Source organism: Kitasatospora sp. NPDC054795 (assembly GCF_053611565.1).
Window position 1 is genome coordinate 72,532 of the sequence record NZ_JBSHAP010000013.1, and the last position, 24,277, is coordinate 96,808.

Annotated in this window: 18 protein-coding genes; 5 read left to right on the top strand and 13 right to left on the bottom strand. The window is 70.5% G+C overall.

Annotated features, from left to right (window positions below; all coding sequences use genetic code 11):
• Positions 1-184 precede the first annotated feature (184 nt).
• Entirely contained in the window at positions 185-2,338 is a 2,154-nt protein-coding gene (locus tag ACWGJO_RS07180) for a prolyl oligopeptidase family serine peptidase (RefSeq protein ID WP_452182547.1), read from the bottom strand.
• Between the two features lie 312 nt (positions 2,339-2,650).
• Here ACWGJO_RS07180 and ACWGJO_RS07185 point away from each other — a divergent pair, with 312 nt between their 5' ends.
• The 5 genes from ACWGJO_RS07185 to ACWGJO_RS07205 all read left to right on the top strand — a co-directional run bounded on the left by ACWGJO_RS07185 (position 2,651) and on the right by ACWGJO_RS07205 (position 8,809).
• Entirely contained in the window at positions 2,651-2,845 is a 195-nt protein-coding gene (locus ACWGJO_RS07185) for a DUF2304 family protein (RefSeq protein WP_049658010.1), read from the top strand.
• Positions 2,846-2,950: 105 nt separating this feature from the next.
• A complete protein-coding gene (gene mshB, locus ACWGJO_RS07190) occupies positions 2,951-3,859 on the top strand; it encodes an N-acetyl-1-D-myo-inositol-2-amino-2-deoxy-alpha-D-glucopyranoside deacetylase (protein ID WP_452182548.1) in 909 nt (302 codons plus the stop codon).
• Complete coding sequence (locus ACWGJO_RS07195) at positions 3,856-4,314, top strand: DUF6113 family protein (protein WP_452182549.1); 459 nt, start codon at positions 3,856-3,858, stop codon at positions 4,312-4,314. The genes mshB and ACWGJO_RS07195 overlap by 4 nt, the downstream gene beginning before the upstream one ends.
• Before the next feature lie 244 nt (positions 4,315-4,558).
• Positions 4,559-6,946 carry a hypothetical protein gene (locus ACWGJO_RS07200; RefSeq protein ID WP_452182550.1) on the top strand — a complete coding sequence of 796 codons (2,388 nt, stop codon included), beginning with the start codon at positions 4,559-4,561 and terminating at the stop codon, positions 6,944-6,946.
• A gap of 150 nt (positions 6,947-7,096) precedes the next feature.
• Positions 7,097-8,809, top strand: coding sequence for an ABC transporter family substrate-binding protein (locus ACWGJO_RS07205; protein WP_452182551.1), 1,713 nt, complete (start codon positions 7,097-7,099; stop codon positions 8,807-8,809).
• Positions 8,810-8,833: 24 nt separating this feature from the next.
• On the opposite strand, the gene ACWGJO_RS07210 is transcribed toward ACWGJO_RS07205, so the two are convergent.
• From ACWGJO_RS07210 to typA, 12 genes are all read right to left on the bottom strand, one after another.
• Entirely contained in the window at positions 8,834-9,883 is a 1,050-nt protein-coding gene (locus ACWGJO_RS07210) for an ABC transporter ATP-binding protein (protein WP_452182552.1), read from the bottom strand.
• Between the two features lie 155 nt (positions 9,884-10,038).
• Entirely contained in the window at positions 10,039-11,097 is a 1,059-nt protein-coding gene (locus ACWGJO_RS07215; protein ID WP_452182564.1) for an ABC transporter ATP-binding protein, read from the bottom strand.
• Positions 11,098-11,122: 25 nt separating this feature from the next.
• Positions 11,123-12,175: an ABC transporter ATP-binding protein gene (locus tag ACWGJO_RS07220; protein ID WP_452182553.1), complete on the bottom strand. Its 1,053-nt coding sequence runs from the start codon at positions 12,173-12,175 to the stop codon at positions 11,123-11,125.
• A gap of 15 nt (positions 12,176-12,190) precedes the next feature.
• Positions 12,191-13,105, bottom strand: coding sequence for an ABC transporter permease (locus ACWGJO_RS07225; protein ID WP_359899595.1), 915 nt, complete (start codon positions 13,103-13,105; stop codon positions 12,191-12,193).
• Between the two features lie 76 nt (positions 13,106-13,181).
• Complete coding sequence (locus tag ACWGJO_RS07230; RefSeq protein WP_380633855.1) at positions 13,182-14,108, bottom strand: ABC transporter permease; 927 nt, start codon at positions 14,106-14,108, stop codon at positions 13,182-13,184.
• A 112-nt stretch (positions 14,109-14,220) separates the two neighbouring features.
• Entirely contained in the window at positions 14,221-15,846 is a 1,626-nt protein-coding gene (locus ACWGJO_RS07235) for a peptide ABC transporter substrate-binding protein (RefSeq protein WP_452182554.1), read from the bottom strand.
• 220 nt (positions 15,847-16,066) lie between these two features.
• Positions 16,067-17,083, bottom strand: coding sequence for an ABC transporter ATP-binding protein (locus tag ACWGJO_RS07240; protein ID WP_452182555.1), 1,017 nt, complete (start codon positions 17,081-17,083; stop codon positions 16,067-16,069).
• Positions 17,076-18,125, bottom strand: a complete 1,050-nt coding sequence (locus tag ACWGJO_RS07245; protein ID WP_380551698.1) for an ABC transporter ATP-binding protein — start codon at positions 18,123-18,125, stop codon at positions 17,076-17,078. The genes ACWGJO_RS07240 and ACWGJO_RS07245 overlap by 8 nt, the downstream gene beginning before the upstream one ends.
• Before the next feature lie 19 nt (positions 18,126-18,144).
• Positions 18,145-19,089 (bottom strand): ABC transporter permease, encoded by a 945-nt coding sequence (locus ACWGJO_RS07250; RefSeq protein ID WP_380551695.1) that lies wholly within the window; start codon positions 19,087-19,089, stop codon positions 18,145-18,147.
• Complete coding sequence (locus tag ACWGJO_RS07255) at positions 19,082-20,008, bottom strand: ABC transporter permease (protein WP_380551692.1); 927 nt, start codon at positions 20,006-20,008, stop codon at positions 19,082-19,084. The genes ACWGJO_RS07250 and ACWGJO_RS07255 overlap by 8 nt, the downstream gene beginning before the upstream one ends.
• Positions 20,009-20,148: 140 nt before the next feature.
• Positions 20,149-21,786, bottom strand: coding sequence for a peptide ABC transporter substrate-binding protein (locus tag ACWGJO_RS07260; protein WP_401043469.1), 1,638 nt, complete (start codon positions 21,784-21,786; stop codon positions 20,149-20,151).
• A gap of 431 nt (positions 21,787-22,217) precedes the next feature.
• Positions 22,218-24,122 (bottom strand): translational GTPase TypA, encoded by a 1,905-nt coding sequence (gene typA, locus ACWGJO_RS07265; protein WP_359899557.1) that lies wholly within the window; start codon positions 24,120-24,122, stop codon positions 22,218-22,220.
• Positions 24,123-24,277 lie beyond the last annotated feature (155 nt).

Consider the following 24,277-nt stretch of genomic DNA (forward strand, 5'->3'; position numbering starts at 1 on the left):
GTCCTCTGATGGTGTCGCGCCCGTGGTGTCACGGTCGGGTGCTGTTCGCACCACCTCAGAGTCCCGCGCGGGCGGGTGGCGGCGGCAGTGTGCGCCGTCGTGCCTTCGGCATGACGGATGTCATGCCGGCGGCCGGTACCCCCGTCAGGGGCACCGGCCGCCGAAAGCGCTGGTCGGACGGGTGTCACGCCCCCAGCGAGCGCTTCACGAAGTCGACCTGGAGCAGCAGCAGGTTCTCCGCGACCTCCTCCTGCGGGGTCATGTGGGTGACGCCGGACAGCGGCAGCACGGTGTGCGGGCGCCCGGCGGCGAGCAGCGCCGAGGACAGCCGCAGGGTGTGCGCGGCCACCACGTTGTCGTCCGCCAGCCCGTGGATGATCATCAGCGGGCGCTCCAGGCCCGCCGCGTACCCGCTCAGCGAGTTGGCGGCGTACACCTCGGGCCGCTCGGCCGGGTCTCCCAGGTAGCGCTCGGTGTAGTGGGTGTCGTACAGCTCCCAGTCGGTCACCGGCGCCCCGGCCACCGCCGCGTGGAAGACGTCCGGGCGGCGCAGCACGGCGAGCGCGGAGAGGTAGCCGCCGTACGACCAGCCGCGGACGGCGACCCGGTCGAGGTCCAGCGGGAACTCCCCGGCGAGCCCCTGCAGCGCCTCCACCTGGTCGTCCAGGGTGGCCCCGGCGAAGTCGAAGGCGATCGACTTCTCCCAGGCCGGCCCGCGCCCGGGCGTGCCGCGCCCGTCGGCGACGACCACCGCGAAGCCCTGGTCGGCGAACCACTGCGAGTTGAGGTGCGGGTTGTGCGCCTGGACGACGCGCTGGCCGTGCGGGCCGCCGTACGGGTCCATCAGGACGGGCAGCAGGCCGTCCCGCTCCCGGTCGTAGCCGGTGGGCAGGAAGACGGCGGCCGGGATGCGGCGCTCGCCCGCGAAGCGGAAGACCGGGCGGGCGGTGATGACCGGGGTCTCGGCGTACGAGGCGATGGTGGCGACGTCGTCGACCGCCAGGCCCTCGGGCAGGTCCCGGGCGACCTGGACCAGGGTGCCGGGCAGGTCCGGCTCGGCGGTGGCCCGGACGGTGATCCCGCCGCCGTGCACCGCGCTGGTGACGGAGGTGAACGGCCGCCCGTTGGCGGACTCCCAGCCCAGTCGCGTGCCGTCGTGGCTGATCCGGCCGACGCCGATCCAGCCCGGCTCGGGGTCGGTCTCCTCGGCGCCGCCGGCGGCGCCGAAGAACACCTCCCGCTCGGTGACCGCGACGACCGAGCGGACGTGCAGGTCGGCCCCGGTCACGGCGCGGTCGCCGATCACCAGCGCCCGCACGCCTCCCTCGTCGGAGATCCGGACCAGCTTGCCGTCCGGGGTCCAGGCCGGCGCGCCCGGGAACAGCTCCAGCCAGACGCCGTCCTTCTCCTCGTGCAGCACCTCGGTGGCGCCGGTGGCGGCGTCCAGGCCGAGGATCCGCTGGCCGCGCTGGTCGCGGGTCTGGACCAGGAGCAGCGGCACGCCGCCCTTCGACCAGTGCACCCGGCCCAGGTACGGGTAGGCCTCGCGGTCCCAGACCACCTCGGTGCGCCCGCCGTGCAGGTCGAGCAGCCAGAGCCCGACCTCGGCGTTGGCGCCGCCGGCCGCCGGGTAGGCGACCTCGGCGGGCTCACGGTCCGGGTTCGCCGGGTCGGCGATCCACCAGCGGCGCACCGGGCTGTCGTCGGCGCGCTCGACCAGCAGCCGGTCGCCCGCCGGGGACCACCAGAAGCCGCGGTCGCGGTCCATCTCCTCCTGCGCGATGAACTCGGCCTGGCCCCAGGTGACGTTCGGGCCGTCCGGCTCGGCGAGCACCCGGTCGCCGCCGCCGTCGGTGCGGGTCAGCCGCAGCTCGCCGGCGGTGTTGGCGTACGCGACGTAGGCGCCGTCCGGGGACGGGCGCGGGTCCAGCAGCGGCCCCTCGGCGGGCAGTTCGGCGGTGGCGCCGGTGGCCAGGTCGGCGGTGAACAGGCGGCCGGAGAGGGCGAAGGCGGCCAGCTTCCCGGCCGTGTCCAGGGCGTAGCCGACGATGCCGGCCGAGCCCTCGCGGCTGCGCTCGCGGCGGGCCCTCTCGGCCGGCGAGAGGTCCTCCTCGCCGCCGCCGAGCAGCGCGGCCGGGTCGGCGGCGACCCGCTCCTCGCCGGTGGCGGTGTCGAGGGTCCAGAGCAGGTTGGCCCGGTCGCGGCCGGATCGCGAGCGGAGGAAGACGACCCGCGAGCCGTCCGGCGCGACGGAGAAGGAGCGGGGCGCGCCGACGGTGTAGCGCAGGGTCCGCGCGTACTGCCTCGGGAAGGTGTCGGCAGAGGTGTGGGAGGTCATGGCACCAGACCTTATGACGACGGACCACCGCCCCCGGGCGTGAGTTGATCACTCGTTCGGAGCATCGTCGACAAGTACGCCCCAAAGAGGTCCAAACCGCCTCCGACCGGCCCACGCGCCCCTCGGATGCCGCGATGCCCCGGCGCGCGCGGACTCACCGAGGGTAATGACACCCTCACTCATCGGGTATGACTTGTCGCGCGAGTGAACGCCCGGCCCCGTCCCGGACCGCGGTCACCCGCAGCCCCCAGTCCCGCACCGTCCCTCGCCGCTCTCCCCGGGCGGCGTGCCCGAGAAGGGGTGTGAGCCGACATGGCCATGAACATCTCCGCCGCCGTGCTGATGCTGGTCATCGTGGTGATCCTGATCCGCCGGTCCGGCCTGAAGCTGGCGCACGCGATCGTCTGCGCGCTGCTCGGCTTCTACCTGGCCTCCAGCTCGATCGCCCCGTCGATCAGCCAGGTCACCAGCAACCTCGCCGGAATGATCAACGGCCTGAGGCTCTGACCCCGCCGCCGCGGCCCGCGAGGGCCTGTCGTCGCCCGCGCGCCCGCCCCGCCCGCCGTCCGGGCGGACGACGGGAGCGCGACGACAGGCCCTAGGCTTCCTCCCATGACCGCGACTACCGGCCGCCGCCTCCTCCTGGTGCACGCGCACCCCGACGACGAGTCGATCGGCAACGGCGCCACCATGGCCCGGTACGCCGCCGAGGGCGCCCGGGTCACGCTGGTGACCTGCACCCTCGGCGAGGGCGGCGAGGTGATCCCCGCGCGGCTGGCCCACCTGACGGCCGATCGGGACGACACCCTCGGCGCGCACCGGATCGGCGAGCTCACCGAGGCGATGCGCGCCCTCGGCGTGACCGACTTCCGCTTCCTCGGCGGCCCTGGGCGCTACCGCGACTCCGGGATGATGGGCGTGCCCGAGAACGACGTGCCCGGCTGCTTCTGGCGGGCGGACGTCGAGGAGGCGGCCGGCCACCTGGTCGCGGTGATCCGCGAGGCGCGCCCGCAGGTACTGGTCACGTACGACCCGGACGGCGGCTACGGGCACCCGGACCACATCCAGGCGCACCGGGTCGCGATGCGCGCCCACGAGCTGGCCGCCGACCCGGCGCACCGGCCGGAGCTGGGCCCGGCCTGGCGGATCGCCAAGGTGTACTGGAACCGGATGCCCCGCTCGGTGATCGAGGCCGGGCTCGCCGAGGCCGCCGCCAAGGCGTCCTTCCCGGGCGTGGCGCAGCCCTCCGACGTCCCCGGCGTGGTCGACGACGAGGTGGTCACCACCGTCCTGGACGGCGCGGCGTACGCGGGGCGCAAGGCCGCCGCGCTGACCGCCCACGCCACCCAGATCACCGTGGACGGCGCCTTCTTCGCGCTCTCCAACGACCTCGCCCAGCCGCTGTTCACCACCGAGTACTACCAGTTGGTGCACGGCCAGGCCGGGCCGGGCGGGCCGGAGGACGACCTGTTCGCCGGCCTTCCGCTCGACGCCGCCCACGCCGAGGAGGGCACCCGATGAGCAAGTCCGACGCCACACCGCCGCGCCGCACGCTCGCCGCCGCCGTCCTCGGCACCCGCGAGGAGCGGCTGGCGGAGCCCCGGCCCCCGCGTGCCGCCCGGATCGTGGCCTACGTCCTGTTCTTCCTGCTGGGTGCCGCGGTGTCGGTCTGCGGAGCCTTTGTGCAGGCCCTGTGGCCGCCGGTGGGAGTCCTGTTGGCGCTCGCCGCGACCGGCGCCACCTTCTACGGCGGCCTGCGGGTCACCGGCACCCGGCTCGGCGCGGGCGCGCCCGCGGCCGGCTGGTTCCTGGCGATGCTGCTGCTGATCGTGCCCCGGCCCGAGGGCGACAACGTGCTGTGGTCCAACGCCACCTCGCTGGCCTGGCTGTTCGCCGGGTCGGTGCTGGGCGTGATCTGCGCCACCCTGCCCACCCGCACCAGCTGGTTCCCCGGGGTGCCCGGCCCCCCGCGCTGACCCGGGTCGTGCACGGCGTACCGTACCGCGTACGACGAGCAGTCAGGAGCGTACGGCCTTACTCTCATACCGGAGGAACCGGACGTATCAGGATCTGTCCGAAGCCGTTCGCCGCTCAGTTCTTCCCAGTATGGTGGTCCCGCAGAACGCCGTACCCGACCGCCGCCCGCCCCAGTCAAGGCCCGGCGACCACGAACCGCGGTCGCGCCGCACGGCCCGCCCGCGAACCCGGAGCAGAGCAGCATTGAGCAGCCGCGAATCTGACAACGCCCACCCGACGCCCCGGCGCACGGGCCCGGACGCCTACCCGTCGGGCACCCCGCCCTACGGCACGCCGGGGCTCCCCGGCGGCGACCGGGCCGACGCCGGACCGGGCACCGCGTCGGGCGGCGAGGACGACGGTCCGAAGACCGAGACCACCCTGACCACCCGGGTCCGGATCAACATCCCCGGCTCGCGTCCGATCCCGCCGGTCGTCGTCCGCAGCACCGTCAAGAACGAGGACGGCCCGGGCGATGACGCCCCGGCCGCCGCCGCCGAACCGGGCGGCCCGCGGCACCGCTCCGCGCCGACCTCGCCCGTCCTCGGTGTGATGGACGACGGCGGCCACCAGGCCGCCCCGCCGAACCTGCCGCCGGAGTGGCAGATCCCGCCGATCCCGCCGGCGACCTCGGAGTCGGAGTCCACCGGCGCCTGGTTCCGTCCGCGCCAGAAGAAGGCCGCGACCGCCGAGTCCGCGCCGGCCACGGCTCCGGCGACCGTTCCGGCCGGTGCCGTGGGCACCACGGAGGTCCCGGTCGCCCCCGGCGGCGCCGAGCCGCACCCGCAGGGTGCCCGTCCGGCCGCGGGCCGGCCCGCCCGTGCCGACGGCGCGCGGAACGACGCCCCGAACGGCCGGTCGGTGCCCGCCCAGGGCAAGCGGCCGAACCCGGCCGCCGCGCCCGTCGCGCCGTTCCACGCCGAGGCCCCGGTGGAGGAGCCCGGCGTGTACGAGGCCGCCGACCCGTTCGCGCCGGTCACCGACCCGTTCGGCACCTCCGTTCCCGACGCCGGCGCGCAGGGCCTGCCCCGGCGCAACGGCGGGCAGCAGAACCCCGGACAGCAGAACGGGCGGCAGAACGGGCAGCCGCAGAACCGTCAGCAGCGCAAGAACCGGCCGGGCGGGCCGCAGCAGCCCGGCCCGCAGAACGGCTTCCAGCCGAACGGCCACCAGGCGCCCGCGCCGCACCCGCAGGCCGGGCCGGTCACCGAGCCGAACCCGGAGGACACCTCCGTCGACGGCTTCGCGCCGATCCGCGACAACACCCCACCGCCCGCCGCGATACCCGGCCTGCCCCGCAACGGCGCCCCGCACGGCGCCGACGGCCGTCCGCAGCCGGGCCTGTTCGCCTCGGCCCCGACCGGCACCGACCCGTTCGCCGCCCAGCGCCCGGCCGCCCCCGGCCACGGCCAGGAGGTCCCCGCCGCTCCGGCGGGCCCCGGCGCCCTCTTCCCGGGCGCGCCCGGCACCGCCGCGCAGCCCGGCGACCCGGAGGCCACCGCGGTCACCCCGCTGCCGGCCCCGGCACCCGGCCCCCGGCCCGAGGGCTCCAAGGGCTCCAAGGCCACCCCGGCCCCCGCTCCGGCCCCCGCCAAGGCGAAGGCCGAGCCCGCCGCCCCGGCCAGGGCCAAGCGCGGCGGGGCCGGCAAGAAGCTGGTCAAGCTGGGCGTCTACGGCGTCGTCGCGGTGCTGTTCCTCGGCGCCGCCGCGTACGGCACCGGCCTGATGCTCAACCAGTCCGACGTCCCCAAGGGCACCGTGGTGCTCGGCGCCGAGATCGGCGGCAGCAGCCGCGACCAGGCGATCCACCAGCTGGACGAGTCGGTCGGCAAGGCCGGCCAGCAGCCGCTCAAGCTGAAGATCGGCGACCAGGCCGTGGACCTCGACCCGGCGGTCGCCGGCCTGAGCTTCGACACCACCGCCACCGTGGACGGCCTGGCCCAGCACAGCTACAACCCGCTGGACGTCTTCAAGTCGCTCAAGGGCGGCACCAAGACCGTCGCCCCCGAGGTCAAGGTCGACAAGGCCAAGCTCAAGGCCGCTCTCGACACCCTCGCGGCCGGCTCCGGCCAGGGCCTCCAGGAGGGCTACGTCAAGTTCGGCGACGTCAACGGCGAGCCGATCGTCGTGCCCGGCCGGGCCGGCCAGGCGGTGGACTCGGCGAGCGCCCTGGACGTGATCGCGCAGGCCTACCGCGACCGCGCCGACGGCAAGCCCGAGCAGCCGATCGCCCTGGCCGTCACGGCCGCCCAGCCGAAGATCTCCACCCAGGCCCTCCAGGGTGCCGCCGACACCCTCGGCAAGCAGATCGCCGCGGGCAAGGTGCACGTCGTGGCCGGCGCCAAGTCCTGGGACTTCGGCCCGAAGACCGCCGCCAAGGCGCTCACCCTCGTTCCGGACGCCTCCGGCAAGATCGTGCCCAAGTGGGACCTCGACGCGCTCGCCGCCCAGCTGGGCACCGCGTTCGACAAGGTGAAGGTCAAGAAGAACGGCCAGGTCGCCGCGATCACCCCGCAGGACGTCGCGGACGGCATCACCTCGGTGCTCGACAAGACCGGCGACAAGGACCGCACCTTCAAGTTCGTGGTCTGACGCGGTCGGGGGCCGGCGCGTCCGCGTCCGCCGTACCCGCACCGCACGAGGGGCGGGCCCGCATCCGGGCCCGCCCCTCGACAACACCCGTCCCGGTCAGCAAGATGTGACGCCACACCATCCGCCACATCCACCCCGGGGAGCACGCCGATGCGCCGCCGCCTCCAGCACCACGGGACGGCCCTGCTCGCCGGTCTCACCGCCCTCACCCTCTCGCTGGCCCTCTGCTCCTGCACCTCCGGTCAGGACGCCGCCGAGGCCCCGACGGCCGCCCTCGCGTCGCCCAAGCTCACCTCGGTCGACATCAACCCGCACGACCGGGCCCAGCTGCGCCAGGGCGGCACCCTGAACCTGGCGATCGCCCAGTTCTCCCGCCAGTGGTCGCCGATCCACACCGACGGCAGCGAGTCCTCGACCGTCATGGTCAGCAAGCCGCTGCTGCCGACCTTCTTCCGCTCGGACGCGGCCGGCACCCAGACCGCCAACCCGGCCTACCTGCAGGAGGCGCACGCCGAGCTCCGGGACGGCCGGCAGGTGGTCACCTGGACGCTCAACCCGAAGGCCCACTGGTCCGACGGCACCCCGATCACCTGGCGCGACATCGAGGCCAACTGGCGCGCCCTGAACGGGAAGGACCCGGCCTACAAGTCCTCCAGCAGCACCGGCTTCGAGCTGGTCTCCGCGGTGGAGCGCGGCAAGGACGACTTCCAGGCCGTGATGACCTTCGACCACCCGTTCTCCGAGTGGCAGTCGATGTTCAACAGCGCCGGCAACGCCCCGCTGCTGCCCGCCGGCCGGATCTCCACGCCGGAGCTGTTCAACTCCTCCTACCTGGACGCGTTCCCGGTCACCGCCGGCCCGTTCAAGGTCGAGCAGCTGGACCGCGCCGCCCAGACCGTCACCCTGGTCGCCGACCCCTCCTGGTGGGGCGACAAGCCGGTGCTGGACCGGATCGTCTTCCACGCGATGCTGCCCGACGCGATGCCCGCCGCCTTCGCCAAGGGACAGCTCGACCTCGTCAACATCGGCCCGGACGTGGCCGGCTACCAGGTGGTCAGAAACACCAAGGGCGCCGCGGTGCGCCGGGCCGGCGGACCGGACTTCCGCCAGCTCACCCTGAACGCCCGCACTCCCGCGCTCGGCGACGCGACCGTGCGCCAGGCCGTCTTCCAGGCGATCAACCGGGACGTGGTGATCCGCTCCGACCTCAGCGGCCTGGACTGGCCCGCCGTCCCGCTCAACAACCACCTGCTGGTCACCAACCAGAACGGCTACCGCGACAACTCCCTGGGCCTGGCCCGCTACGACCCCGCCGAGGCCGCCCGCAAGCTGGACGCGGCCGGCTGGAAGCTGGACGGCGACGTGCGGAGGAAGGACGGCCGCGAGCTGAACCTGCGGATGGTCGTCCCGGCCGGCGTCAACCCGGCCCAGGCCGAGGCCGCCAACGCCACCAGAATGCTCAAGGACGTCGGCATCAAGGTCACCACCGTGACCGCCCCCGCCAACGAGTTCTTCGACAAGTACGTCAACCGCAACGACTTCGACATCGCCGCCTACTCGCTGATCGGCACCCCCTTCCCGGCCAGCGGCAACCGCGCCAACTTCGTCCAGAGCGGCGGCACCAACCACGTCGGGGCGGGCAGCCCGGCGGTGGACGCCGCGCTCGACCGGGCGGCGGCCGCGGCCGACGCCGCCACCGCCACCGAGGCGATCAACCAGGCCGACGGGGAGCTCTGGAAGGTGGCCGGCGTCCTGCCGCTCTACCAGCGCCCGCAGCTGTACGGGGCCCGCGCCGACCTCGCCAACATCGGCGCGCAGGGCCTGTCCGACATCGTCTGGGAGAACGTCGGCTTCGCGAAGTAGCCGCCGGCCGGGCCGGGCGCGGCCTCAGCCGTGCAGCGTCTCGCGCCAGTAGTGGCAGGCGCTGCGGCGGCCCGCCAGCTCCGTCCCGTGCTCGCCGGTCACCGGTGTCAGCGCGGGGAGTTCGGTCCGGCAGCGGTCCTGGGCACGCGGGCAGCGGGGGTTGAAGGCGCAGCCCTCCGGGGGGCTCAGCAGGCTCGGCGGCAGGCCCTTGATGGCGTGCAGGTTCCGGCCCTTCTGGTCGAGCCGGGGGATGGAGTCCAGCAGTCCCCGGGTGTACGGGTGCGCGGGCCGGGCGTACAGCTCGTGCACCGGGGCCGTCTCGACGATCCGGCCCGCGTACATCACCGCGATCTTGTCCGCGACGTCGGCGACCACACCCAGGTCGTGGGTGATCAGGATCAGGCCCATGTTGTACTCGGCCTGCAACTCGGCCAGCAGGTCCATCACCTGCGCCTGCACCGTCACGTCCAGCGCGGTGGTGGGCTCGTCCGCGATGATCAGGTCCGGCTCCAGGGCCAACGCCATCGCGATCATGATGCGCTGGCGCATACCGCCGGAGAACTGGTGCGGATAGTCGTTCACCCGCTGCCCGGCGGCCGGGATGCGCACCCGGTCCATCAGCTCCACGGCCCGGTCCCGGGCCTCCTTGCGGGAGACCTTCCGATGCGCCCGGAACATCTCCCCCAGCTGGTAGCCGACGCTGAGCACCGGGTTCAGCGCCGAGAGCGCGTCCTGGAAGATCATCGCGATGTGCCCACCCCGGATGGACCGCCGGGCGTTGGCACCCATGGTCAGCAGGTCCTCGCCGCGGAACAGGATCCGCCCCGCGGTGATCCGCCCCGGCGGCATGTCCAGGATGCCCATGATCGCCTGCGCCGTCACCGACTTGCCCGAGCCGGACTCCCCCAGCACCGCCAGCGTCTCCCCCGCCGCGACGGAGTAGCTCACCCCGTTGACGGCCCTGGCGACGCCGTCCCGGGTACGGAACTCCACGTGCAGGTCGTCGACCTCCAGCAGCGGCGCCCCGGGTTCCGCGCTCCCCCGACCGCCGCCGATCAGCTCCACCGCGTCCATCAGAGCAGCCTCCCCGGCGCCGCGGCACCCACTGCTGGGCGCAGAGCAACTATCAAGGAACGGACCGCACTTGGCGAGCCTGCGGCAGATCTCTTTTCCGTCACGGGAATGGGCGCGCCCCGCCGGCAGGGGCGCGCCCTGGTCATCGACCGGTCTCAGCCGGCGCCCTGCCCGGCCTCCCGCTCCGCCGCGAAGTGACACGCCGAGTCGTGCCGCGCCGCGCCGTCCAGCCAGGACGGCGCGGCCAGCAGCGGCTCCTCGGCCTCGCACCGCTGCTGCGCCTTCCAGCAGCGGGTGCGGAAGCGGCAGCCGGACGGCGGGTTGGCCGGCGAGGGCACGTCGCCGGTCAGCACGATCCGGTCCCGGATCTCCCGCGCCCTCGGGTCCGGCACCGGCACCGCGGAGAGCAGCGCCTGGGTGTACGGGTGGGTGGCGTGGTCGTAGATCTCCGCGTCGCTGCCGATCTCGACCATCTTCCCCAGGTACATCACGCCGACCCGGTCGGAGATGTGCCGGACGATGGAGAGGTCGTGCGCGATGAACATGTACGACAGGTTGAACTCGCCCTGCAGCTGCTCCAGCAGGTTGATCACCTGCGCCTGGACGGACACGTCCAGCGCCGAGACCGGCTCGTCGCAGATGATGATCTCCGGCTTGAGCGCGAGACCGCGGGCGATGCCGATGCGCTGGCGCTGACCGCCGGAGAACTGGTGCGGATAGCGGTTGATGTACTCGGGGTTGAGCCCGACCACATCCAGCAGGTCCTGGACGGCCTTGCGGCGGTCGCCCCTGGGCGCCACCTCGGGGTGGATCTCGTACGGCTCACCGATGATGTCGCCGACCGTCATGCGCGGGTTGAGCGAGGTGTACGGGTCCTGGAACACCATCTGGATGTTCCGGCGGACCGCCTTCAGCCCGGCCCCGGAGAGCCGGGAGATCTCCTCCCCCTTGTAGCGGACCGATCCCGAGGTGGCCGGCTCCAGGTTCATCAGCACCTTGGCCAGCGTGGACTTGCCACAGCCGGACTCGCCGACGATCCCGAGCGTCTCGCCCTGCATCAGCTCGAAGGTGACCCCGTCGACCGCCTTCACCGCGCCGACCTGCTTCTTGAACAGGACGCCCTTGGTGAGCGGGAAGTGCTTGACCAGGTCCCGGACTTCGAGGATCGGCCGGCCGCGCGGCACCTCCTGCTCGAAGGCGACCTCCTCCGGCATCGCCGCGCCCAGTGCGCTGGACCCGTTAACGGTCATGGAGGGTCTCCTTCCAGAAGAAGCAGGCACTGCCGCGCCCCTCCAGCGGCGTCCCGTCCTCCTCGGTCACCGGGAACAGCTCCGGCACCTCGGTCCGGCAGCGGTCCCGGGCACGCGGGCAGCGGGGGTTGAAGGCGCAGCCCTCGGGGATGCGCAGGAGGTTGGGCGGCAGGCCCTTGATCGCGTAGAGCTCCTGGCCCTTCTGGTCGAGCCGGGGGATGGAGTCCAGCAGTCCCCGGGTGTACGGGTGCGCCGGCCGGGCGTACAGGTCGTGCACCGGGGCCGTCTCGACGATCCGGCCCGCGTACATCACGGCGATCTTGTCCGCGACGTCGGCGACCACACCCAGGTCGTGGGTGATCAGGATCAGGCCCATGTTGTACTCGGCCTGCAACTCGGCCAGCAGGTCCATCACCTGCGCCTGCACCGTCACGTCCAGCGCGGTGGTGGGCTCGTCCGCGATGATCAGGTCCGGCTCCAGGGCCAACGCCATCGCGATCATGATGCGCTGGCGCATACCGCCGGAGAACTGGTGCGGATAGTCGTTCACCCGCTGCCCGGCGGCCGGGATGCGCACCCGGTCCATCAGCTCCACGGCCCGGTCCCGGGCCTCCTTGCGGGAGACCTTCCGGTGCGCCCGGAACATCTCCCCCAGCTGGTAGCCGACGCTGAGCACCGGGTTCAGCGCCGAGAGCGCGTCCTGGAAGATCATCGCGATCTTCTGGCCTCGGATCCGCCGCCGCTCCTCCTTGCTCATCCTGAGCATGTCCTGGCCCCGGTAGAGGATCTCGCCGCGCGGGATCCTGGCCGGCGGCATGTCCAGGATGCCCATGATCGCCTGCGCCGTCACCGACTTGCCCGAGCCGGACTCCCCCAGCACCGCCAGCGTCTCCCCCGCCGCGACGGAGTAGTTGACGCCGTTCACGGCCCTGGCGACGCCGTCCCGGGTGACGAACTCGACGTGCAGGTCCCGCACGTCGAGCAGCGGCCCCTGGTACGGCGCCTCCTGCTCGCGCCCGGTGGTGTCCACCGCTGTACTCACGATGCGCTCCCTCGCTCAGCGAAGCTTCGGATCGAGGGCGTCGCGGACCGCGTCGCCCATCATGATGAAGGCCAGCACGGTGATGGAGAGCGCCGCGGCCGGGAAGAACATCACGTACGGCGCGGTCCGGATCACCTTCTGGGCGGAGGAGATGTCGATGCCCCAGGAGATGGTCGGCTCCTGCAGGCCGATGCCGAGGAAGCTCAGCGTCGCCTCGGTCGCGATGTAGCCGCCGAGCGCGATGGTCGCCACCACGATCACCGGCGCGACCGCGTTCGGCAGGATGTGCCGGAGCATCAGCCGTCCGGTCCCGGCCCCGAGGGCCCGGCCCGCCGTCACGAAGTCGGACTGCTTGACGGTCAGCACCGCGCCGCGCATGACGCGGGCGATCTGGGTCCAGCCGAGGACGGCCAGGGCGACCACCACGGTCCACACCGTGCGGACGGTGAACGCGTTCAACAGCACCAGGGCGCCGAGCAGCAGCGGGATGCCGAAGAAGATGTCGACGATCCGGGAGACCACCGCGTCGACGACCCCGCCGTAGTACCCGGCGACCATGCCGGTCAGCCCGCCGAGCAGGGTGACCGCGGCGGTCACGAAGATGCCGACGGTGATCGAGGCCCGGGCGCCGTAGACCACCCGGGCGTAGATGGACCGGCCCTGGGCGTCGTAGCCGAACCAGCCGGCGCCGAAGAAGTCCGTCCAGTCCGGCCGCCGGAGGTAGTCGTGCACCAGGTCGGCCCTGCGCGGGTTGGCGTCGGTGAAGGCCCAGGGGAAGATCGCGACGAGCACCAGCAGCACGATCAGCACGACCGAGAGCAGGAAGATCGGCCGTCGGCGCAGGTCCCGCCAGGCGTCGCCCCAGAGGCTGCGGGCCTCCTCCCGCTTCTCCACGTCGGATTCGACCAGGGTCTCCTGCTCCACCGCCATGCCCTGCTCCCCCGCGTAGTCGAGACGGGAGACACCAGGCTTGGGGTGTGGTTCATAGGAGTCCTCGTCGTGCATGTCAGACATAGCGGATCCTCGGGTCCAGGACCGCGTAGAGCAGGTCGACGAGCAGGCTGGCGACCAGGTAGATGATCACCAGGACGGTCACGATGCCGACCACGGTCGGGCCTTCCTTCTGGTTGATCGCCCGGTACAGGACGTTGCCGATGCCCTGCACGTTGAAGATGCCCTCGGTGACGATCGCCCCTCCCATCAGCGCGCCGAGGTCGGTGCCGAGGAAGGTGACCACCGGGATGAGCGAGTTGCGCAGCAGGTGGCGGGAGATGATGGTCCGCCGGGGCAGGCCCTTGGCGGTCGCGGTCCGGATGTAGTCGGCCCGCAGGTTCTCGCCGATGGAGGTCCGGGTGAGCCGGGCGACGTACGCGAGCGAGAGCGAGCCGAGGACGACCGCCGGCAGGATCAGCTGGGAGAGGTCGTAGCTGTCCTGCACCGTCGGCGTGACCCAGCCCAGGTTGGTGGCGAACACGGTCTGCGCGATGTAGGCCAGCACGAAGACCGGGATAGAGATCACCACCAGGGTCAGGATGAGCACCAGGGTGTCCGCGATGCTGCCGCGCTTCAGCCCGGAGAGCACGCCGAAGGCGAGGCCCACGATCATCTCGAAGAGAAAGGCCATCAGCGCCAGCCGGATGGTGACCGGGAAGGCGTCCGCCATGATGTCGGAGACCGGGCGGCCGGTGAAGCTGGTTCCGAAGTCCCCCTGGAAGAGGTTCCCCATGTAGTGCAGGTACTGCTTCCAGAGCGGCTGGTCCAGGTAGTACGTGTGCTTGATGCTCGCGACCACCGACGGGTCCGCGGCCTTCTCGCCGAACAGCGCGACCACCGGGTCGCCCGGCAGCGTGTAGACCATCACGAAGATCAGCAGCGTGGTGCCGAAGAACACCGGGATCATCTGCAGCACCCGCCGCAGCACGTAACTGCCCATCCGAGCCTCCTTCCTGTGTGGCCGACCGGGCCGGGCCGGTCGGCCGGGAGACCGCGCCCCGCCCTCCGTGCGGGGAGGGCGGGGCCGGTGCGCGGGGATCAGGGTCCGGGGATCAGCCCTTGACCTCGACCTGCGTCCAGGCCGGGTTGCCGAAGGAGTCGAACTTCACGTTCTGCACCTTGGTCGAGTAGCCCGAGTTGGTGCGGTAGTACCAGAGCGGGACGGCCGGCATGCCGCTCTGCAGCACCGCCTCGGCCTGCTGGTAGCCGGTCACCGTGTCGGCGACGCTGGCGGCCTCGTCGGCCTGGGTCGCCGCCTGGTCGAACTGCGGGCTGCTGTACCCGGTGTCGTTGGACGCGGCACCGGTGCGGTACACGTCGGCCAGGAAGTTGGCGTTCAGCGGGTAGTCCTGCACCCAGCCGGTGCGGAAGGCGCCGTTGAGCTGGTGCGCGGTGATGGCCTGGCGGGCGGTCTTGAAGTCGGGCTTCGGGTCACCGAGGCAGTCGACGCCGGTGTTCTGCCGGATCGAGTTGCAGACCGCGTCGACCCACTCCTTGTGGCCGCCGTCCGCGTTGTAGGTGATCAGCACCTTGTTGCCGGGGACGCCGCCGCCCTGCTGGATCAGCTGCTTGGCCTTGGCGGGGTCGAAGTTGCAGAAGTCCCCGCAGGTGCCGGCCTTGTAGCCCTCGACGCCCTCCGCCACCCAGGCGCTGGCCGGCGCGCGGGAGCCCTGCAGCACCGTCTTGGTGATGGTCGCGCGGTCGATCGCCATCGACAGGCCCTGGCGCACCTGGGCCTTCTCCGGGGCGGCCCAGTCGGCCTGGTAGAGGGTGAAGCCGATGTTCTGGATGGCGCCCTGCGGCGCGTCCACCGCGCGGTCGCCGAGATCGCTCTTGTACGTGGCCAGCGCGGACGGCGGCACCTGGTCCATCACGTCCAGGTTGTTGGACTGGAGGTCGGCGTAGGCGGCCTCGGACGTGGTGTACATCTTGAAGACGACGCCGCCGTTCTTCGGCTTGTCCACGCCCTGGTAGTCCGGGAAGCTCTTGGTGACCACCTGGCTGTTGTGCGCCCAGCTGACGAACTGGTACGGGCCGTTGCCCACCGGCTTCTGTCCGTACCCGGCCGGGTCCTTGAAGAAGCCCTCGGGCAGCGGCGAGAAGGCGATGTAGCCGAGCTTGTACTCGAAGTACGAGACCTTGTGGTTCAGCTTGACGGTGAAGTGCAGGTCGTCGGTGACGGTCAGTCCGGACATCTTGTCCGAGGTCGGCTGGCCGGAGACCGGGTGGACGTCCTGGTAGCCCTCGATGTCGGAGAACCAGGAGCTGTTGATCTGGTTGTTGGCGGGGTTGGCGCCCCAGTTCCAGGCGTCGACGAAGTTCTGGGCGTGCACCGGGGTGCCGTCGTGGAACTTCCAGCCGTCCTTCAGGGTGATGGTGAAGGTCAGCGAGTCACTGGTGTCGATCGTGTCGGCGACCTGCATCCGGATCTTGGCATTGGTGGGGTCGTAGTCGACCAGCCCCTTGAAGAGGTTCTGAATGATGCGACCACCGCCGACCTCGTTCGCGTTGGCGGGCTGCAACGGGTTCTGCGGCTCGTTGCTCTGGTAGCTGAAGGTCTTGCTGGCGTCCGACGAGCCGCTGCCTCCTCCGCCGTTGCTGCCGCTGCACCCGGTGGCCACCAGGACCACGGACGTCGCGACGGCGAGGACCCAACGAGCACGGGCGGCTTCGGGCATGGAGGTCCCTCCTCAGGGTGTGTGTCGCATCACACCCCATGAGAAGCGCGCCCCGGCGACGGCGCGAGTCAGGTGCACCCGGACGGGTGCCGTGACCCCCTGCCGAGTTGACGTGGCGCCGGATCGCCGCAGCACCGGATCCACGCGGCGCCGGGTCCACAGATGCCGGAAGGGCCCGCGGCGCGAACGCCACGGACCCTTCCTGGGACCAACGGGGGAATCAGGCCGCGGCCTGCTCCCGGACCTCGGGGAAGTGGCAGGCCGACTCGTGCGCGGCCGGGCCCTTCAGCAGCGAGGGGACCGCGAGCAGCGGGACCTCCTCGGAGCACCGCTCCTCCGCCTTCCAGCAGCGGGTGCGGAAGCGGCAGCCGGACGGCGGGTTGGCCGGCGAGGGGATGTCCCCGCTGAGCACGATCCGGTCGCGGGTCTCGCGCGCCGCCGGGTCCGGCACCGGCACCGCGGAGAGCAGCGCCTGGGTGTACGGGTGGGTGGCGTTCTCGTAGATCTCCTCGTCCGAGCCGATCTCGACCATCTTGCCCAGGTACATCACGCCGACGCGGTCGGAGATGTGCCGGACGATGGAGAGGTCGTGCGCGATGAACATGTAGGAGAGGCCGAACTCGCCCTGCAGCTGCTCCAGCAGGTTGATCACCTGCGCCTGGACGGACACGTCCAGCGCGGAGACCGGCTCGTCGCAGATGATGATCTCGGGCTTGAGCGCGAGACCGCGGGCGATGCCGATGCGCTGGCGCTGACCGCCGGAGAACTGGTGCGGGTACCGGTTGATGTACTCCGGGTTCAGACCCACGACGTCCAGCAGGTCCTGGACGGCCTTGCGGCGGTCGCCCTTGGGCGCCACCTCGGGGTGGATCTCGAACGGCTCGCCGATGATGTCGCCGACCGTCATGCGCGGGTTGAGCGAGGTGTACGGGTCCTGGAACACCATCTGGATGTTCCGGCGGACGGCCTTGAGGGCCGCCCCCTGGAGCGTGGAGATGTCCTCGCCCTTGAAGAGCACCTGGCCGGAGGTGGCCCGCTCCAGGTTCATCAGCACCTTGGCCAGCGTGGACTTGCCACAGCCGGACTCGCCGACGATCCCGAGCGTCTCGCCCTTCTTCAGCTCGAAGGAGATGCCGTCGACCGCCTTGACCGCGCCGACCTGCTTCTTCATGAGGATGCCCTGGGTCAGCGGGTAGTGCTTGACCAGGTCCTTGACCTCCAGGATGTTCTCAGCCATGGAGGGTCTCCTTCCAGAGGTGGCACGCGCTGCGGCGGCCGGTGAGCTCCTTGCCGTCCTTGTCCGTCACGTGGTGCAGCGCCGGGGTCTCGGTGCGGCACAGGTCGGTGGCGACGTCGCAGCGGGGGTTGAACGCGCAGCCGGCCGGAACCTTGAGCAGGTTCGGGGGCAGGCCCTTGATCGCGTACAGCTCCTGGCCCTTCTGGTCCAGGCGCGGGATGGAGCGGAGCAGGCCCTTGGTGTACGGGTGCGCGGGGTTCGCGTACAGGTCGTGCACCGGGGCGGTCTCCACGATCCGGCCCGCGTACATCACGGCGATCTTGTCCGCGACGTCGGCGACCACGCCGAGGTCGTGGGTGATCAGGATCAGGCCCATGTTGTACTCGGCCTGGAGCTCGGCCAGCAGGTCCATCACCTGGGCCTGGACGGTGACGTCCAGGGCGGTGGTGGGCTCGTCCGCGATGATCAGGTCCGGCTCCAGGGAGAGCGCCATCGCGATCATGATGCGCTGGCGCATGCCGCCGGAGAACTGGTGCGGGTAGTCGTTCACCCGCTGGCGGGCGGCCGGGATGCGCACCCGCTCCATCAGCTCGATGGCCTTCTCCTTCGCCTCCTTCCTGGAGGCGCCCTGGTGCACGCGGAACATCTCGCCGAGCTGGTAGCCGACGCTGAGCACCGGGTTCAGCGCCGAGAGCGCGTCCTGGAAGATCATCGCGATCTTCCGGCCGCGGATCCGGCGCCGCTCCTCGCCGCTCATCGTGAGCATGTCCTGGCCGCGGTACAGGATCTGGCCCTGGGTCACCTTGCCCGGAGGCATGTCCAGGATGCCCATGATGGTCTGCGCCGTCACGGACTTGCCGGAGCCGGACTCGCCGAGCACGGCGAGGGTCTCGCCGGCCGCGACGGAGTAGTTGACGCCGTTCACTGCCTTGGCCACGCCGTCCCGGGTGTGGAACTCCACGTGGAGGTCCTTCACCTCCAGGAGAGGAGTGCCGACTTCGAGCCGGTCATTCTTCTGGTTGTTCTCGATCACGGTGGTCATCGGGTCGTCACCTCTTCTCTCAGCGGAGCTTCGGGTCGAGGGCGTCGCGCACCGCGTCGCCGAGCATGATGAACGCCAGCACGGTAAGGCTCAGCATTCCGGCGGGGAAGAACAGGGCGAACGGCGCCGTGCGGATCACCTTCTGGGCCGAGTTGATGTCGATACCCCAGGAGATGGTCGGGTCCTGGAGACCGATGCCGAGGAAGCTCAGCGTCGCCTCGGTGGCGATGTAGCCGCCGAGCGCGATGGTGGCGACGACGATCACCGGGGCGATCGCGTTCGGCAGGATGTGCTTGAACATGATCCGGCCGGTGCCGGCGCCGAGTGCCTTGGCCGCCGTCACGAAGTCGGCCTGCTTGACCGTGATCACCGAGCCGCGCATGACACGGGTCATCTGGGTCCAGCCCAGGGCGACCAGCGCGAAGACCACGCTCCAGACGGTGCGGTCGGTGAAGGCGTTCAGGACCACCAGCGAGCCGAGCAGCAGCGGGATGCCGAAGAAGATGTCGGTGATGCGGGAGATGATCGTGTCGACCCAGCCGCCGAAGTAGCCGGCCACCATGCCGGCGAGGCCGCCGAGGATGGTCACGCCCAGGGTGACGCAGATGCCGACCACGACCGAGGCGCGGGCGCCGTAGACGACGCGGGCGTAGATGCTGCGGCCCTGGAGGTCGTAGCCGAACCAGTCCGCCTGGAAGAAGTGGCTGTAGTTCGGCTTCGACAGGTAGTGGTTGCGCAGGTCGCCGGCCCGCGGGTCCACCGAGGTGAACAGCCCGGGGGCGATGGCGATGACGATCAGCAGCAGGATCAGCAGCGCGGAGATCACGAAGATCGGCTTGCGGCGCAGGTCGTGCCAGGCGTCCGAGCCGAGGCTGCGGGCCTTCTCCTGCTTCGGCGCCGGGGCGTCCGCCGCGCGCTGGGCCGGGATGTCCCCGGCGGTCTTCTTCTCGGTCAGGTCAGGCATAACGGATCCTCGGGTCCAGGACCGCGTAAAGCAGGTCGACGATCAGGCCGGCGGCCAGGTAGACGATCACGAGGAAGGCCACGAAGCCGGAGACGGTCGCGCCCTCCTTCATGTTGATCGCTTGGTAGAGCGCGTGACCCACGCCCTGGACGTTGAAGATGCCTTCGGTCACGATCGCGCCGCCCATCAGGGCGCCGAGGTCGGTGCCGAGGAAGGTGACCACCGGGATCATCGAGTTGCGGAGCAGGTGGGTGCCGATCACCTTGCGCCGCGGCAGGCCCTTGGCCACCGCGGTGCGCACGTAGTCGGCCTTGATGTTCTCGGCTATGGAAGTACGGGTGAGGCGCGCGACGTAGGCCAGCGAGAGCGAGCCGAGCACCACGGCCGGCAGCACCAGCTGGGTGATGTCGTTGCTGTCCTGGACGGTCGGGGTGACCCACTTCAGGTTCTGCCCGAAGACCGTCTGGAAGATGAAGCCCAGCACCGGGACCGGGATCGAGATCAGCAGCAGGGTGAGGACCAGGGCGCCCTTGTCGAACATCTTGCCGCGGCGCAGACCGGCGTACAGGCCGATGCCGATGCCGAGCACGATCTCGATGGCGAACGCGAACAGCGCCAGCCGGGTCGTGACCGGCAGTGCCTCGGTGATCTTGTCGATGACCGGGCGCTGGTCCAGACCGGTGCCGAAGTCACCGGTGAGCAGCTTGCCCATGTAGTCGAAGTACTGCTGGATCAGCGGCTTGTCGAAGCCCTGCTGGTGCTTGAGAGCGGCGAGCTGCACCGGGTCCGGTGCCTTGTCGCCCCACAGTGCTGCCACCGGGTCACCAGGCAGCAAGTGCACCATGAAAAAGATGAGTGCGGTCGTTCCGAGGAACACCGGGATCATCTGGAGCAGTCGCCTTGCGACAAAGCGCCCCATCGTGCCTCCATGTATGGCCCTGCCGAGCCCGTCAACTCGGCAAGAGAAAAGTCGGCGTGCCAACGGCCGGTGCCAGTCCTCGCCCTTGTGGGGATGGACGGGCACCGGCCGTTGTCACCGGGTCAGGCGGTGCCGACCGATTACTTCTTCTTCTTGACCTCGACGTCGGTGTAGACCGGGTCGCCGAAGGAGTTGAACTTCACGTTCTGGACGTTCTTGGAGTAGCCGGAGCTGGTCTTGTAGTACCAGAGCGGGATGGCCGGCATGTCCTTGGCCAGAACGGCCTCGGCCTGCTGGTAGAGCTCGGCGGTCTTCTCGACCGTGGTGGCGGCGTCCGCCTCCTTCGACAGCTTGTCGAACTCGGGGCTCGAGTAGCCACCGTCGTTGGCCGCGGCACCGGTGCCGTAGACGTCACGCAGGAAGTTCGCGTTCAGCGGGTAGTCCTGCACCCAGCCGGTCCGCATCATGCTCTGGACCTGCTTGTTGGTGATGATGTCGCGCGAGGTCTTGAAGTCCGGCTTCGGGTCACCGAGGCACTCGACGCCGGTCGCCTGGCGGATCGAGTTGCAGACCGCGTCCACCCACTCCTTGTGGCCACCGTCGGAGTTGTACTGGATGAGGACCTTGCCGCCGGGGACGCCGCCGCCCTCGGTGATCAGCTGCTTGGCCTTCTCCGGGTTGTACTTGCAGGCGTCGCCGCAGGTGCCGGCCTTGTAGCCCATGACGCCGGGCGCCACGAACGAGTCGGCGGGAAGGCGGTTGCCGTTCAGCACGGTCTTGGTGATCGTCTCGCGGTCGATCGCCATCGAGAGGCCCTGACGGACCTTCTCCTTGCCCTGCTCGCTCCAGCCGCCCTGGTACAGCGCGAAGCCGATGTTCTGGATGGCGCCCTGCGGCTGGTCGACCGCGCGCTTGCCCAGGTCGTCCTTGTACTTCGGCAGGTCGGTCGGGTCGACCTGGTCCAGCACGTCCAGCGTGTCGGACATCAGGTCCTTGTACGCGGCCTCACCGGCGGTGTAGTTGCGGAAGACGACACCGCCGTTCTTCGGCTTGTCGATGCCCGTGTACTTGTCGTACGCGGCCAGCGTGATGGCCTTGTTGTGCTCCCACGAGACGAACTTGTAGGGGCCGTTGCCGACCGGCTTCTGGCCGTAGCCGGCCGGGTCGGCGAAGAAGCCCTCGGGCAGCGGGAAGAAGGCCGAGTAGCCGAGCTTGTACGTGAAGTACGAGACGGGGCTGGTCAGTTCGATCGTGAAGTGGGTGTCGTCGACGACCTTCAGACCGGACATCTCGGTGGCGGTCGGGTCACCCTTCTCCGGGTGCACGGCGTCGTAGCCGACGATGTCCGAGAACCAGTCCGAGTTGATCTGGTTGTTCTTCGGGTTGGCCGACCAGTTCCAGGAACCGACGAAGGACTTGGCGGTGACCGGGGTGCCGTCGTGGAAGGTCCAGCCGGACTTCAGCGTGACGGTGTAGTTCTTGGCGTCGGTGGTCTCGATCTTGTCGGCCACCTGGTTGCGCAGGGCACCGGTCGCGGGGTCGTAGTCGACGAGGCCCTTGAAGAGCTGCTTGACGATACGGCCGCCCTGGTTCTCCATGGCGTTCGCCGGCTGGAGCGGGCGCTGCGGCTCCGCGCTCTGGTAGCTGAAGCTGGCCCCGGGGTCGACCGCAGCGCTGTCGGAGCTACCCCCGGAGGAGTCGCTGCTGCTGCACGCAGTCGCAGCGAGGGCGACAGCAACAGCTGCGACAACCCACTTGGCCTGGCTCGCACCGCGCATCGGTGTGCCTCCTGAATTCGACGTTGCAACGAGGAGGGCACTGCGGAACGGTGATCACCGGGCCCGCTGTGCCGTCCGCGCTCGTGGTTTCGGCGCGCACCCCTGCGCGTTCACCCTTGACCCGAGCCTGACTGCACCCACTATCCGTCACGCACGGACACGAAAGTGACCAGTGACGATCTCAATTAGGTCACATGAACAGTCGGTAAGTTTCGAAAACCGGACATTTGAGACATAGCCAGACAGGCACCAAACGGACAGTCGTCACGGATGACGAACTGTCACGTCCGCTCAGCGGACACTCGGCTGTGATGAGCGCTATTCCGTGAATAGCGGCCCCGACAACTTGGAGTAGTTGAAAAAGTTCGCCCCCCTCTCCATGGGAAAGGGGGGCGAATCATTCCGGCCAATGGCCGTTCAGTGCGTCCGGATCACGCCTTCTTGGCGCGCGAGGCAGTGCGTCCGCGGTCCTTCTGGTCAAGGACGACCTTACGGATGCGAACCGTCTCCGGGGTCACCTCGATGCACTCGTCCTCGCGGCAGAACTCCAGCGACTGCTCCAGCGAGAGCTTGCGCGGCGGGACGATCGACTCGGCCACGTCGGCGTTCGCCGACCGCATGTTGGTGAGCTTCTTCTCCTTGGTGATGTTCACGTCCATGTCGTCGGCACGCGAGTTCTCACCGACGATCATGCCCTCGTACACCTCGGTGCCCGGCTCGCAGAAGAGCACGCCGCGCTCCTGCAGGTTGGTCATCGCGAAGGCGGTGACCACGCCGGCCCGGTCGGCGACCAGCGAGCCGTTGTTGCGGGTGGTCAGGTTGCCGAACCACGGCTCGTGACCCTCGTGGATCGAGTGGGCGATGCCGGTGCCGCGGGTGTTGGTGAGGAACTCGGTACGGAAGCCGATCAGGCCGCGGGACGGCACGACGAACTCCATCCGGACCCAGCCCGAGCCATGGTTGGACATGTTGTCCATCCGGCCCTTGCGGATGCCCATGAGCTGCGTGACCGCGCCCATGTGCTCCTCGGGCACGTCCACCGTGAGGCGCTCGACCGGCTCGTGGGTCTTGCCGTTGACCTCCTTGGTGACCACCTGCGGCTTGCCGACGGTCAGCTCGAAGCCCTCGCGACGCATGGTCTCGATCAGGATGGCCAGCGCCAGCTCACCGCGGCCCTGCACCTCCCAGGCGTCCGGACGCTCGGTGTCCAGGACGCGCAGCGAGACGTTACCGATCAGCTCGCGGTCCAGGCGGTCCTTCACCTGGCGGGCGGTGACCTTGCGGTCCACCTTGCCGGCGGCCTTGGCGTCCGCGCCCTTGCCGCTGCCACCACGGCCGACCAGCGGGGAGGTGTTGGTGCCGATGGTCATCGAGATGGCCGGCTCGTCCACCGTGATCAGCGGCAGCGCGATCGGGTTCTCCGGGTCGGCCAGGGTCTCGCCGATCATGATCTCGCCGATGCCGGCGACGGCGCAGATGTCACCGGGGCCCGCCACCTCGGCCGGCTTGCGGGTGAGCGCCTCGGTCATCAGCAGCTCGGAGATGCGGACGTTCTGGATCGAGCCGTCGCGCTTGATCCAGGCCACGGTCTGGCCCTTGCGCAGCTCGCCCTGCTCGACGCGGAGCAGCGCGATGCGGCCGAGGAAGTTGTCGGCGTCCAGGTTGGTGACGTGGGCCTGGAGCGGCGCGGCCTCGTCGTAGCTGGGGGCCGGGACGTGCTCCAGCAGGGTGGAGAAGAACGGCTCCAGGCTGGTGCTGTCGGCCGGGACGGTGCCGTTCTCCGGCTTGGTCAGCGAGGCGACGCCGTCACGGGCGCAGGCGTAGACGATCGGGAACTCGATCTGGTCCTCGTCCGCGTCCAGGTCCAGGAACAGGTCGTAGGTCTCGTTGATGACCTCGTCGATCCGGGAGTCCGGGCGGTCGGTCTTGTTGATGCAGAGGATGACGGGCAGGCGGGCCGTGAGCGCCTTGCGGAGCACGAAGCGGGTCTGCGGCAGCGGGCCTTCGGAGGCGTCGACCAGCAGGACGACCGCGTCCACCATCGACAGACCGCGCTCGACCTCGCCACCGAAGTCGGCGTGGCCCGGGGTGTCGATGATGTTGATGGTGATCGGCGCGCCACCATCCTTGGGGTGGTACTTGACCGCGGTGTTCTTCGCGAGAATGGTGATGCCCTTCTCGCGCTCCAGGTCGTTCGAGTCCATCATCCGGTCATCGAGGTGCTGGTGTGCGGCGAAGGCGCCGGCCTGCTTGAGCATGGCGTCGACCAGCGTGGTCTTGCCGTGGTCGACGTGGGCGACGATGGCGACGTTACGGATGTCGTTGCGCGTGGGCATGCCTAGCGGATTCTCCCGGAATCGTGGGTTACGGCGCCCGGCCGCGAGACGCGCACTTGCGACCCCTTCGGTCGCTGCCACCCGTTCCGCCTGCTACTACCGGTCCACCCGCCGGGCATATCGACATGCCTCGGCTTCCTCCTATCGTACGGGGA

Coding starts and splice junctions, on each gene's coding strand:
- ACWGJO_RS07180 (WP_452182547.1), bottom strand. CDS start 2,338: ATGACCTCCCACACCTCTGCCGACACCTTCCCGAGGCAGTACGCGCGG.
- ACWGJO_RS07185 (WP_049658010.1), top strand. CDS start 2,651: ATGGCCATGAACATCTCCGCCGCCGTGCTGATGCTGGTCATCGTGGTG.
- mshB (WP_452182548.1), top strand. CDS start 2,951: ATGACCGCGACTACCGGCCGCCGCCTCCTCCTGGTGCACGCGCACCCC.
- ACWGJO_RS07195 (WP_452182549.1), top strand. CDS start 3,856: ATGAGCAAGTCCGACGCCACACCGCCGCGCCGCACGCTCGCCGCCGCC.
- ACWGJO_RS07205 (WP_452182551.1), top strand. CDS start 7,097: ATGCGCCGCCGCCTCCAGCACCACGGGACGGCCCTGCTCGCCGGTCTC.
- ACWGJO_RS07210 (WP_452182552.1), bottom strand. CDS start 9,883: ATGGACGCGGTGGAGCTGATCGGCGGCGGTCGGGGGAGCGCGGAACCC.
- ACWGJO_RS07215 (WP_452182564.1), bottom strand. CDS start 11,097: ATGCCGGAGGAGGTCGCCTTCGAGCAGGAGGTGCCGCGCGGCCGGCCG.
- ACWGJO_RS07225 (WP_359899595.1), bottom strand. CDS start 13,105: ATGGCGGTGGAGCAGGAGACCCTGGTCGAATCCGACGTGGAGAAGCGG.
- ACWGJO_RS07230 (WP_380633855.1), bottom strand. CDS start 14,108: ATGGGCAGTTACGTGCTGCGGCGGGTGCTGCAGATGATCCCGGTGTTC.
- ACWGJO_RS07235 (WP_452182554.1), bottom strand. CDS start 15,846: ATGCCCGAAGCCGCCCGTGCTCGTTGGGTCCTCGCCGTCGCGACGTCC.
- ACWGJO_RS07240 (WP_452182555.1), bottom strand. CDS start 17,083: ATGGCTGAGAACATCCTGGAGGTCAAGGACCTGGTCAAGCACTACCCG.
- ACWGJO_RS07245 (WP_380551698.1), bottom strand. CDS start 18,125: ATGACCACCGTGATCGAGAACAACCAGAAGAATGACCGGCTCGAAGTC.
- ACWGJO_RS07250 (WP_380551695.1), bottom strand. CDS start 19,089: ATGCCTGACCTGACCGAGAAGAAGACCGCCGGGGACATCCCGGCCCAG.
- ACWGJO_RS07255 (WP_380551692.1), bottom strand. CDS start 20,008: ATGGGGCGCTTTGTCGCAAGGCGACTGCTCCAGATGATCCCGGTGTTC.
- ACWGJO_RS07260 (WP_401043469.1), bottom strand. CDS start 21,786: ATGCGCGGTGCGAGCCAGGCCAAGTGGGTTGTCGCAGCTGTTGCTGTC.
- typA (WP_359899557.1), bottom strand. CDS start 24,122: ATGCCCACGCGCAACGACATCCGTAACGTCGCCATCGTCGCCCACGTC.